The sequence below is a fragment of the Actinotignum stranguriae genome (assembly GCF_051265215.1).
GTDB lineage: Bacteria > Actinomycetota > Actinomycetes > Actinomycetales > Actinomycetaceae > Actinotignum > Actinotignum schaalii_C.
Genome location: NZ_JBOZCJ010000011.1, coordinates 48,041 through 60,430, shown reverse-complemented (window position 1 = coordinate 60,430; position 12,390 = coordinate 48,041). Strand labels below are relative to the sequence as shown.

Annotated in this window: 7 protein-coding genes; 3 read left to right on the top strand and 4 right to left on the bottom strand. The window is 64.4% G+C overall.

Annotation, left to right across the window (positions count from 1 at the left end):
* Positions 1-99: 99 nt before the first annotated feature.
* The 3 genes from clpB to ACRQEG_RS05325 all read right to left on the bottom strand — a co-directional run bounded on the left by clpB (position 100) and on the right by ACRQEG_RS05325 (position 4,187).
* A complete protein-coding gene (gene clpB / locus ACRQEG_RS05335) occupies positions 100-2,727 on the bottom strand; it encodes an ATP-dependent chaperone ClpB (protein ID WP_101595261.1) in 2,628 nt (875 codons plus the stop codon).
* 139 nt (positions 2,728-2,866) lie between these two features.
* Complete coding sequence (locus ACRQEG_RS05330; protein WP_143231806.1) at positions 2,867-3,667, bottom strand: Fic family protein; 801 nt, start codon at positions 3,665-3,667, stop codon at positions 2,867-2,869.
* Positions 3,651-4,187, bottom strand: coding sequence for a hypothetical protein (locus tag ACRQEG_RS05325; protein ID WP_087069966.1), 537 nt, complete (start codon positions 4,185-4,187; stop codon positions 3,651-3,653). The genes ACRQEG_RS05330 and ACRQEG_RS05325 overlap by 17 nt, the downstream gene beginning before the upstream one ends.
* 125 nt (positions 4,188-4,312) lie before the next feature.
* Between ACRQEG_RS05325 and ACRQEG_RS05320 the strand changes: the two genes are divergently transcribed.
* Complete coding sequence (locus tag ACRQEG_RS05320; protein WP_087069967.1) at positions 4,313-5,332, top strand: Fpg/Nei family DNA glycosylase; 1,020 nt, start codon at positions 4,313-4,315, stop codon at positions 5,330-5,332.
* On the opposite strand, the gene ACRQEG_RS05315 is transcribed toward ACRQEG_RS05320, so the two are convergent.
* Positions 5,216-9,145 carry an FtsK/SpoIIIE domain-containing protein gene (locus ACRQEG_RS05315; RefSeq protein WP_159454971.1) on the bottom strand — a complete coding sequence of 1,310 codons (3,930 nt, stop codon included), beginning with the start codon at positions 9,143-9,145 and terminating at the stop codon, positions 5,216-5,218. The two genes, ACRQEG_RS05320 and ACRQEG_RS05315, sit on opposite strands and share 117 nt — an antisense overlap.
* 325 nt (positions 9,146-9,470) lie before the next feature.
* Here ACRQEG_RS05315 and ACRQEG_RS05310 point away from each other — a divergent pair, with 325 nt between their 5' ends.
* Positions 9,471-10,907: a hypothetical protein gene (locus ACRQEG_RS05310; RefSeq protein ID WP_087069969.1), complete on the top strand. Its 1,437-nt coding sequence runs from the start codon at positions 9,471-9,473 to the stop codon at positions 10,905-10,907.
* On the top strand, positions 10,901-12,310 hold the full coding sequence (locus ACRQEG_RS05305; RefSeq protein WP_087069970.1) for a type VII secretion protein EccB: 1,410 nt from the start codon (positions 10,901-10,903) through the stop codon (positions 12,308-12,310). The genes ACRQEG_RS05310 and ACRQEG_RS05305 overlap by 7 nt, the downstream gene beginning before the upstream one ends.
* The last annotated feature ends 80 nt before the right edge of the window (positions 12,311-12,390 follow it).

Here is a 12,390-nt window from a genome sequence, read left to right as displayed (position 1 = left end):
CCGTTACCCACCCCGCGTTCGGTGATGAGTTCGGCCATCCACATGATGAGGCCGGTGCCGCGTCGGCACACCCCGGACGTAGATAGGGCAATTTAGTTATTAGGATTCAGTGCTGAGCCGCAGGGCATAGCTACGGCCCGAAGTCCCACCACTAGCCGTGGCATTTTCCTGGGTATCCACCCGGATGGTATCCCCGTCATGAGCGTCACCTGCGAGGATCATGCGGGCCAGCTGGTCGCCGATTTCCCGCTGGATAAGCCGGCGTAGCGGGCGAGCCCCGTAGGCCGGATCGTATCCGTCCATCGTCAGGTAATCGCGCGCCGCCGGGCTCACATCCAGATGCATCCGCCGCTCACCCAGCCGCTGCTCCAACTGCGTGATTTGCAGATCCACGATCTTGCCAATTTCCTCCATGCTCAGCGGATGGAAAACAATGACGTCATCCAAGCGGTTCAGGAACTCCGGCTTGAAGTGCGCCCGCACCGCAGCCATGACCGTGTCATATTGGGCCGCCGCATCCATAGTGGGATCAGCCAAAGCCTGAGAACCCAAATTCGAGGTCAAGATAAGGAGGGTATTGCGGAAGTCCACGGTACGGCCCTGGCCGTCCGTGAGGCGCCCGTCGTCCAAAACCTGGAGCAGAATATCGAACACATCCGGGTGGGCCTTTTCCACTTCGTCAAGCAGAATCACCGAGTAAGGCCGCCGCCGCACCGCTTCGGTGAGCTGGCCACCTTCCTCATAACCCACGTATCCCGGAGGTGCCCCGACCAGCCGCGAAACCGAGTGCTTTTCGGCGTACTCCGACATATCGATACGCACCATGGCGCGCTCGTCGTCGAACATAAAGTCCGCCAGCGACTTCGCCAATTCCGTTTTCCCCACACCTGTAGGCCCGAGGAAGAGGAAGGAACCATCGGGCCGGTTCGGATCCTGCACCCCGGCACGCGAACGGCGCACCGCATCAGAAACCGCCCGCACCGCATCCTGCTGGCCAATAAGGCGATGCCCGATCTCCTCCTCCATATGGAGGAGTTTCTCCGTTTCGCCCTGCATGAGTTTACCCACCGGCACGCCCGTCCAGGCCGCCACCACTTCAGCAACTTCCTCAGAATCCACCCGCTCAGCAATCATCGGTTCATGATCGCGAGCCTGGCCATCCGCTTCAGCAGCTTCCGCCGCGGCAATCTGGCGTTCTACATCAGGAATATCACCGTTTTGGAGCCGCCCGGCATCCTCATACCGGCCCTCGCGAACCGCTAACTCAAACTCGGTGCGCAACTCATCAAGCTTGACCCGCAAATCACCCACCCGGTTGCGCCCGGCCTTCTCATTTTCCCACCGAGCCGTCAAGGCAGCTAATTCTTCTTTGCGATCCGCCAATTCCGCACGGATGGTTTCTAGGCGGTCGGCGGTAGCTGCGTCGTCGTCCTGAGTTTCAGAAAGATAGGACTCCTCCATCGTGAGGCGATCCACCTGGCGCTGCAACACGTCGATTTCCTCCGGGGAAGAATCCAATTCCATGCGCAGGCGCGAGGCCGCTTCGTCAATAAGATCAATGGCCTTATCGGGAAGCTGACGGCCGGTAATATACCGATTCGAGAGCTGCGCCGCGGCAACAAGAGCACCGTCCGTAATTGTTACTTTATGGTGTGCTTCGTATTTCGGGGCGATGCCACGCAAAATTGTGATGGTATCTTCCACCGAGGGTTCACCCACGAAAATCTGCTGGAAACGGCGCTCCAAAGCCGGGTCCTTCTCAATATTTTCGCGGTACTCATCCAGGGTGGTAGCACCAATGAGCCGCAATTCCCCGCGCGCGAGCATCGGCTTGAGCATATTTCCGGCATCCATGGCGCCTTCGGAACCGCCACCGGCCCCCACGATGGTATGGATCTCATCAATAAAGGTAACGATTTCACCCGCTGCCTCCCTGATTTCATTCAGGACAGCCTTGAAGCGTTCCTCGAATTCACCGCGGTATTTTGCACCGGCCACCATTGCGGCCACATCCAATTGAATGAGCCGCTTACCGCGCAAAGATTCCGGCACATCGCCATTGACCATGCGCTGCGCCAAACCCTCCACAACGGCGGTTTTCCCAACACCCGGTTCCCCGATGAGCACCGGATTATTCTTGGTACGCCGAGAAAGGACCTGGACCACGCGGCGAATTTCGCTATCGCGGCCGATCACCGGATCCATTTTCCCTTCCCGAGCCATCGCGGTGAGATCCTGACCGTATTTCTCCAGGGCCTGGAACGTGCCTTCCGGATCCGCGCTATCCACCTTCGAGGTGCGCACGCGCGGCAGGGTAGCCCGCAGCGCCTCATGCGAGGCGCCCGCGTTCCGGAGGATCTCCCCCGCCTGGGACTGCGAAGCTGCAATCGCCATGAGGAGATGCTCGGTAGAAATATAGGCATCGCCCAAACTGGTTGCTTCCTTGCCGGCCTCCGAAATCACCCGCGAGAGCGGGCGCGAAGCCCCGGGATTTTGCACCGAATCCCCCGCCGAGCGCGGCAGCGAAGCCAGCGCCCCGGATACTCGCTCCGCGATCTCCACCCGATTAGCCCCCACCGCTTCGAGCAGGGCAAGAGCAATCCCACCTTCCTGGGCGAGCAGTGCGCTGAGAAGATGCACCGGCTCCACCTGGGGATTGCCCGCATCCGTCGCCGTGCGAATGGCCTGCGCCAAAGCTTCCTGCGACTTCGTTGTTAGTTTATCCATGACAACTCCTTACATCGGCGGCGGCTACCTGTTCACCACTTCGCCGATCCACTCATAGCAACGCAAGCTTTCTTGAGTCTATTCCACTCACGTTAGAAGATGTGGCAGTTGCGGGCACCAAGCCACGGAAACGCGGGCGCTAGCCTAATTCTCGGGCGCCGCGATAGATCAACTCCGCAATCGGCCCGATGTCACGGCTCAAGAAAAGCTCGCGCAGCGCATCCTGATACTCCTCGAAATACGCGGCCGGAATAGCTATGGCATCGTATCCGTGGGTCATGAGATACCCGGAAGCCATGAGCCGTGCGGTGCGCTTATTTCCGTCGAAGTAATACTGCGCGAGCGTAGAGGTAGCGAAAAATTGCACCGCGCTCCGCAGTGGATCGCTATCATCCAGACGCGCCAGCGAAGCCGTGAAAATCGCGTGCAGCGCAGCCGGATCCTGGGGTGCTTGGTAGTGCGTACCCGCCACGTCCACATTCCCGTGCTCCCCGCGGACCGCGCCTTCTCCCCGAAATACGCCGGAATCAATAAGCGAGTGGTAGGTGAGGGTGCGATGGATGCGGTTCTGGGTGTCCTCATCCATCCGGAACAAACCTGCCCGCACTAGATTTGCGACCAACTCATGGGCGGAAACCATCGCCGCCACATCCTCATCGCTGCGCTTCTGGCCGGGTAGCGGGCGTTCTTCGATCAGGGTCACGATCTCGGGGAGGATCATAGTTTTACCTTCCAGCGTGGCCATAGACCACACGTGTCCCGAAGTGAGATAGGCAAAGCGCTCGACCGCTTTTTCCGGCGTGCGGGGTGCAATCGCGGGTGCGGCAGGAGCGGGCAGTAGAAAAACGGCACTATCATCGCCTACAGAGTCCGACTGCCCGGTGGCGGCGTCGTCGTACCCTCGATACTGCCGCGACCCGAGGCTATACCGCGACATCATCTTCTTTTTCCTTAATCCAGGTGAGCGCCGCCGGCACGTCACCAACCGCGTACGTATCTACAACCGCGCGCCCGACCCCCACGTAATGTTTGAAGAAATCGATCCACTGCGCTCCCGCGCTCACATCCTCGTCAATCGGGAGCACCCACAGGGGCTGCATGCCGCCCCAGGTGGCAGCCGTTTTATCCAGACGATCAATATCGGCTTGCGGAATATAAAAAATAGGTGTGCCGCTCACCGCGTGATCCAGGCTCGCCGACAGCGCAAGAGCCCCAGAAATCCAATAAGTTTTTGTGATGAGCGCGAGGTTACGCAATAAATCTTTGCCGGTTTTATCGCTGTAGAGCAGCTGCCCGCCCCGTTCTCGCAGCGGCGCGGCCGGCGCACACGCGGCCAGCAACGACGCGCGATCATGGACGCGCCCGGTTTCCTCCAGCCGAGCCAGCTCGCCCTCATCGGTGGCGGTCAGGCGCCCCTCGATTGCGCGAGAGAAAAGACGTACTGCTGCGTTCGGCTCCATACCCGCTATCCTAGCGGCCGCGTGCCGCGTCGCATATTGCGGGGCCGCGCGGAGCCGCCCCGCGGGGCGCACCCGAACCCGCCCGCCTATACTGGATGAATTGCATACCGAATGGAGGAGGAGCGGTGCCGGAAGGTCACGCTATTCATCGTCACGGACGTATTCTCACGGCGCTTTTTGGCGGGGACGCCGTGGCTGCCAGTTCCCCGCAGGGGCGTTTCGCTGAAGGTGCGGCCCTGCTGGACGGATTGCGCGCCGGGCGGGCCCACGCCTGGGGCAAGCATCTTTTCTGGCCTTTCCTTTCCACTTCCGAACAAGCCGCGGCGGATGGTATTCCTACCGTTGAGCTCGGTGACCCGCAGGCCACCTGGCTCCATATTCATCTGGGGCTTTACGGAAAATGGGCTTTTGCGGGGCCGGGGGTGGCCGGTTTGCACGGTGCCGGGATTCGGGTGAGCCCCACCGAAGATTCGGGCATGCGCAAAACCATTGACGGCGGGCAAGATGGCACCACGCGCCTGGTAGAGGCCGCGCCTGCGGGTGGTCGCGATGGTCTACCGGAAGACAATATTCAAGTCCTGGGAGAATTGGCGACGACGCCGACAACTCGCTTGCGCCTCGCCGGGCCGGAGGCGGTTGCCCAGCTCACCGGCCCGGCCCGCTGTGAGATTCTCAGCGGGGAGGAAGTCCTGGGGGTGATTGCGCGGCTCGGCCCCGATCCTATTCGTAATGAGGAGGGTGACCGGCAGCGATTCGTGGCCGGGGCGCGCCGCCGGAAAATCCCGGCCGGCCAGGTGGTGATGGACCAGGCTGTTGTGGCGGGCCCGGGCAATATTTATCGGGCTGATTGTTTGTGGCGCACCGGGATTTCCCCGCTGCGGCCGGCCAATAAAGTTTCCGAATCCCGCTACCGCGAGCTGTGGGATGACCTGGTGCTGTGCATGGGCCGCGATGTGGATTCCGGGATTATTGTGACGATCCCGCCCGAATTCCAGCCCGACCCGATTCCCGAAGGCGATCCAGAGCTCTCACGCTTCGCGGTGTATCACCGCACCGGCCGCCCGTGCGTGCGCTGCGGCGCAATTATCCGGGAGGAACTCATGGCGGGGCGGCGCCTCTTCTGGTGCCCGGGCTGCCAGCGTTAACCCGCGGGTTTTCTGGGCGGGCGGGGACCACGCGATCTGCACGGTATCTGCTGCCGGGCCAATAATAAGCTGGGCTCGGCCCGGAATATCGCGGCGGGCACTCACGCCGCGATAGCGAAAATCTCCGGAGAGCAGGAATACTGCGGGGGAGATAGCCAGGAGTCGCCGCCACAGCGGGAGATGGCTGAGGTGTGCTGGCTCCGCGGTGGCGAGGATCAGGTGCCACCCGAGTTCTGCGGCATCTACGAGTACCTCGGCGAGGGGCGCGAGCGGAGAACTCTGCGGATCAAGAAGTTCGGCATCATCCACCATGACAATAATCGGTGCGGGTGACGGGGATGGCGGCGGGGCTGGTGACGAGGCTGGCTCGGTGTGGCCGGTTGCATCTGGAGTGTGGGGACGGTCAGCCGTGCTGTGCATTTGGGTGCGGCGGGCGGCGAGCACCTGGGCGAGGGCTTCCATATCCGCCCGGGCCTGCGTGGCGCTTCGGTAACTTCCCGCGATGAGTTCCGGCGGGAGGCACGTGCGCAGGTAGCCGTGCGGGTCAATAAGGAAGAGCCGCGGGAGCGGGGATATGTGCGCGAATTGCTGGGCGAGGAGGCGCAGCGCCGCGGTTTTCCCCGAACCCGCCTCCCCAATAATAAGAGCATGCCCGGTAGCGGCAAGATCAAGAGTGGCCGGCCCGCGGTTGCGGGCGCTCACTCCCACGCGCAGCGAATGTAGCGAAGGCTTGTGGAGGCCGTATCCCGCTTGTAGTTCCTGGTAGTCGAGGTGGGTGGGAAGTTCCCACAACTGGGGCGCGGGTGGCCCGGACCAGGCCACGCGAATCTCGGCGAGGAGATCACCCTGGCCGACGCCGGGTGAATCCGGGTGCGGGCCGAGTGAATCCGGGCGCGGCCGGGTGGTGGCGAGCAAAAAATGCTCCCCTGCCGGAGTTATCCCCCGGCCCGGGCAACCCACCGGCACAGTGGCCGCGCGCCGGTGCGGGGCATGGGAATCATAGGGATCAGCCAGGCGCAGCTCCAAGCGGGTGGTGAAAAAATCGCGCAGGTGCGCGGGAATCTCGGTGGGGCGGGCAGCCGTGGTAATAATGTGGATGCCGCTGGCCGGGCCGCGCTCAATAAGTTCCGTTAGTGGCTCATCCAGCTCGGGGCGTGCCCGCAGTGCCGACCAACCGCGCAGAAAAATAAATATTTCTCCGAAGGGATCGGGGCTCGGTGATTCCCCGCTGCGCGCGGCTTCGCGAGCGCGGAGCACGTTCCTCAGCTCGACCAATCCGGCGCGCATCCGCTCCGGCTCGGAATGATCGACCCGGAAACATATATGCGGAATATTAATAAGCTCGGCGAGCTCAGATCCCGAAGCATCACACAGCGCGTACTGTGCTTCGGCCGGGGTATATCCCAACGCCAGAACCCCTGCAACAGTCTGCAATGCTTCATCGCATCCGGCTCCCGGAGCACCGAGCACCAGAAGATGAGAATCCGCGAGATCAATATGGAGTGCTTCGCGGCGTTGCAGCAGCGGAAGATCGCGCTCGCCGAGCGTGAGCCGGAGCGGGGTGGCGCGCTGGCTCGGCGCATATATCCCAAACCGGGCTGAGGTATGCACCGCGATGAGCTCGGTGAGGTGGCGCGGGCGGGTGAGCGGCTCCAACCAGATCGGGTGGGCCCGCGGCCCGGCCCCGCGCAGCGGTGCGAGTGCCGCGGTGAGTGTGGATGGCCCGGTCTGAACCGTGCCCGCCCCGGAAGCTGCATGAGTGAGCGGGGCGGCTGGTGGCCCGGAGCTGCGTCGTCGTACCGAGGGGACTTGAGCCGGGCGGGCCGCGAGCGGCGCAGAAACATAAAACCCGGTGAAGCGATGCGGCACACCGCCGCAGGCAAGGAAACCGCAACCGGGCTGGGGTGGGAGGTGGGCGGCCTGCGGGGTGCCGATGACCGCGCGAGATTCGTGCTCGGAAAAAGTGCGCAGCGCGATGCGGTAGGACAGGTGGGAATCCAGGCCGCGCAACCGGCCTTCGTCCAGGCGCTGGGTGGCGAGCAGCAGGTGGATGCCGAGCGAGCGGCCCAGGCGGCCGATAGCGACGATGGTGTCGATGAGATCGGGGTGGTCGGTCAGGAGCTCGGCGAATTCGTCAATAATAATAAGGAGTGGTGCGAGAAGCGGGCCGCCATGGGCGCCGCGAGCGCGCGCTGCCTCGTATTCTCCCAGGTGAGAGTGCTGGCCGTGCTCGGCGAGCAGGTGTTGGCGGCGGTTCATTTCCCCGCGCAGGGTTTCCTCCATGCGCTCGCTCAGGGAGCTATCGCGTTCCAGGTTGGTGACCAGGGCCGCGGTGTGGGGCAGCTCGGCGAAAGGATGGAAACTCGCCCCGCCCTTGTAATCGATCAGGACCAGGTTGAGCTGTTCGGGCGAATGGGTGAGGCAGAGCCCGAGGAGGAGCGTGCGCAGCAGCTCCGATTTCCCGGAGCCGGTTGCGCCCACGAGCAGGCCGTGCGGGCCCATCCCGCCGGCCGCGGCCTCGTTGAGATCGAGCCACACCGGGGCGCCTTGCGGATCGAGCCCGAGGGGCACGCGCAAGGTGGCGGCCGGGCGGTGAGTTGGAGAAGGCGAGCCGGGGAGCTGCTGAGCGGGCGACGTGGCGTGCGGCGAAGCGAGTTGCGGCGTGAGGGATGGCAATCCGAGCAACTTCGCAAAACCCTGCACGCTGGTGGAATCCTGGGCCGCCGAGCCGCGAGCCCGGTAGAGCGCCCGGGCACAATAAGCCGCTCCGTCCAGGTCAAGCAGATCGGGAATCCCCGAGCGTACCCCGGTACTATCGGCGAGGCTGAGATGTGCGGGCTCGGCACCCTCCGAATAATCCACAAGTGCGACGAGGCTGCCGGGTTCGGGAAGCGGGCCCGCTTCATGCTGGGCAGGCCAGTCGCGTGCGAGCACGCAGGGTTGATCAGCCGGGCCAGCTTCTTCCGGATGCGATTTTTCGCGCTCTGGTTTGTCCCGGACATGCAAAGTGAGGTGGGACGAGGAACCTGGGCAATCACGCTCCCCGAAAGGCCCCTTAATAATAAGGTGTATGGCCTTTCCGAGCCCCGCCTCCGAGACGGCGTACGGGGGCAGCCAACTGAGCCAGTCCGACTCGGCCGCAGGCACATGATCGCCCGAGATAATAGCGAGATCACCAGGCGGAACGCTCGCCGCGAGCTGGCAGAGGAGGGCCCGCACCCAGGCCCAGGCCGCCTCCCCGCTCACCGTCACGGTGGAATACGAGGGCAGGTCGAGGAGTGCGGGGCCGGGGATCGGGCGCTGCACCTCCGTGGCACAGCGGTCCCGCGCCCGGCGGGCGGCGTCGTCGCGCTCCCCCGGAGGGTCCTCCGCAAGCGTAACGGTATACGGCGGCGCGAGCAGCGCCTGCCCCACCCGGATCGGGCCCGGTGGCGGTGGCATGCCGCGGGCCAGGCGCAACGGGAGCACGAGCGGGGCCGGATAACGTTGCGCTTCTTCGCGAGCACAGGCCTCCAGTATGCGGGCAGCTTCGGCTTCGCACCTGGTCAGGGCGGCGAGGTAGTCGCGCCGCGCGCCGTCGCGTTCCCCGGCGTTGCGCCGCAGCCCCAGGCCCACGTTGAGCAGCGTGAGCGCGAGCATGAGAACCCCCAGCGTTCCCATGAGGAGAAGCAGGTTGAGAGAGCGCCGGGTAGTGGACGTGAGAATCACGAGCATCACCACGGACAGCAGCGCGGGAAGGAACATGACGGCGCTCATTTTCTGCCCGCTGCCGCGATAACACGCGGGCGGCGCGGGAATGCTCAGGCCTTCCATGGCTCCTCCTTTCGCGAGCGCGCTCTCCTTGCGGCACACCCTAGCGGGGGTCCGGATTCTTGGCGAACCGTTATCCACAGCTTCGGTACGACGACGCATTTCTCTCGCAAAGAGCCAGCTGGGCTTGTGGATAACTCTCTGGCCTGTGGATGAGCCCTGGTCAGGTTGCGGCCTTCTTGATACCGTGCCCTCACCCCGCGGCTGCGGCGACATGAGCGGGCGGGTATGCCGAGCGGTATGCCGCGCGCCGGGCGGACGAGTGCTCGGGTAAGCGAGTGCTCGGGTAGGCGGGCGCGGTCACCTAAGAACGCAGAAAGGAGGGCATATGGCCGAAGAACTAGCAGAATCGCGCGGCGCGCAGCCGGCGGATATTGCGATTCCCGTCTGCGTGCATTGCGCGGGGCAGCGCGGCGAATTCGAGCTGGCCAGTTCGCTCTCACTAACGGCGCTTATTCCCGAGGTGCTGCGCCTCCTCGCCCCGGATTTTGCGGCTCCCACCTGGACGGTTCGTACCGCCACCGGGCAACGGCTAGATCCAAGCCTGCCGGCAGGCGGCCAGCTCTCCCCCGGAATCTGCCTTTTTATTGACAGACCTGCACCGCCCACGCCCCCGCGCAGCGACCCGGTTCTCAGCCGCATCCGCCATTCCACCCTGCAGGAGCGCGGCGAACTTTCCTCAGCCACACTCCGCAACTGTGCCACGGTACTGGTGGTGGTATGCGGGCTGGGCCTGGCCGGATATACCGCGCGGGCCGCGCTCCCCCACATGCTCGCCCTTCCCGTACTGGCCGGGCTCGCGCTTGTTTTCCTCGGTCTTGCCCGCGTGAATTGGGCGCACGCTCGCCGGCAGGGAAGCTCAGGTGCGAGCGTGCAGGTGCAGCTGGTGGTGTTAGCGCTACTCGCGGCCAGCGGCTGGACGGGGGCAGCCTGCGGATGGCGCGCGGCCCCGCTGGTTGTGCCAGGTGCGGGACCGCGTGGGATTGCAGCCGGGAGCCTTCTCCTTATCATCGCGCTGCTAGCCCGGGCGATAGTTCCCGTGCCGGGCGGCCGCAGTATGCTGCTGAGCTGGGCACTTTGTTTGGCGGGCTGGGGCGGCAGCACCCTGCTTCACGCCCGGCTTACCGAGCCGGCTGCCCTCGTGATCGTGGTGGCCCTGGTGTGCACGACCCGCCTGATTGCGCCGATTATCTTGCGGTTGAGCGCGCCCCCGCCGGAGGTGTCCGCCGCCGAAATAGCGGATTTACCGGCGGAGCACAGCCCGGAAAACTGGGCCCGCATTCTCATCCTCCGCGCCCTGGGCGGCGAAGCCGGCACGGTCTTCGTGATCGCCGCGCTGCTACCGCTGGCCTACCGCCCGGATATCCTCAGCGCGGCCATATGCGGCACGGCAGTAACTGTGCTCGGGCTGCGTGCCATAAGTATGCACGCCGACGCCGCGTTTGTACTTCGGCTTGTCTTCTTCCTTCTTCTTGATGTGGAGCTCTGCGTGCTGGCCATGCGGAATCCGGCAGCGCACGCAGCACTGTACCTTCTTGCTTGCCTGGTGGCTCCCGCACTGGTGAGTATTCCCGCTCTGTTCCTCGGGTATCGGAGCCCTCGGGAAGCCCCGGAAACCCTGGAGACCCTGGGTGCTGCCGAGCATCGGGGCCGCGGTGAGCGCTCCGAAGCCCAGCTTCTTCTCATCCGGCGGGTAGAGATCGCCGAGCAGATTCTTACCGCGCTGCTTGGAGCCGGGATAGTTATCGCGGTCAGCCCATGGTAAACGCACGCACGATTATGAGCTCCCGCCGTTTTCGGCGCCGCAGCATGGCGGGCGCGTTGTGGTGGGGGATGCCGGCTCATGAGGAAGCTCCCCGCCCGGGATTAGCCGGGCTGGCCGGAGCTCTTGGGCTTGCCCTGGTGGCCGCGGCTGGTACCGGGGCAGCGCGAGCGATCTCACCGCAACTTCCCGACGGCTGGGAAGATGGCGCTGTTCTCATCGCTGCGGAGAGCGGGGCGCGCTATCTCAGTTCCGGGGGAATTCTCCATCCCCTCACTACCTTGGCTGGCGCTTATCTTTTGTATCCGGAAGGCGTGGCGACACATGTGCTCCCGGCTGCCCGGCTCGCAGATGTACCGCGCGGGGCGCCCGTGGGAATTCCGGGTGCTCCCGATTCTTTACCGAACGCAGCGGAGCTGCGTGACCCGTGGCTGGTGGCCTGCCCCGCGACTGTTACAGATTCACGGGAAGCCAACAGAGAAAATACGCAGGGCACGGCCGCGCCGTTATCCCTGGCGGCCTCAGCCCCACTCCCTGAATTCGGTGGCGCGGTACTGGTGCGAACAACAAGCGGTTTGTGGCTGATTGCTGCCGGCCAACGCTACCGGGTGGATATACCGGAAGCCGCTTTCCGTAGTGAATTTCCAGATGTGCCGGTGCTTGAGGCGCCGCCGGCGTGGGTGGAACTCTGGGCTGAAGGCCGGGCTCTCACGCCGCTCAGCGTTCCCACTGCTGGCGAGCCGGTCGGTTATTTTCCCGGTATCGGGGAGGCACGGGTTGGTGACCTGGTTGTTTTTGGCGGAAGTGACGGCACCCGCACCTGGTTCCAGATCAGTTCGGGCGGGGTGCTCGAACCGCTCTCCCCCACCGCTTTCCATCTGTATCGGCTCTCCGAGCACAGTGCCCGGGCGCGGGTATACGCTCTTGATCCGGCAGCTCGCGCCCATCTCACCTTTCGCGAAACCGGCCCCGGGGACGGCTGGCCCGCTGATCTCGGCGCGCTCACCGCTCCGGTTTCCGAACACGATTCCGCTATCGCTTCGGGCCCAACTCCCGTTGCCACACAGCCCGGCACCGCGCGGGTATGCGCGGCTTTCCACGCGGGACGCTCGTTCCTGGTGTACGCACCTGATTCCCCGCTGCTACCCAGCGGAGCTGCGCTCGTGGCCGGCACGGATGCGGGGAGTGCCACCCTTTTGCAGGGAAGCACCCTCGTAGATATCGCCGATCTTGACCAGCTGCGCCGGGCCGCGAATTGGGAAAACATCACTCCGCTTGAGATTCCGCCCGCCTGGCGCGCACTCCTTCCAGAGCCGGCCGCGGTTCTTTCCGGCGATGCGCTCTGCACCGGTCCTGGCGGTACCGCCCGGACCGATATTGCTGCCTGCACCCGGAACCGGCCGTGAATGACCAGACCCACAAGCCCGGGCCGGGGAGAGGATTTTTCCTCCCCGGCCCGGGCGGTGAGTGACATACGTTGGAGATA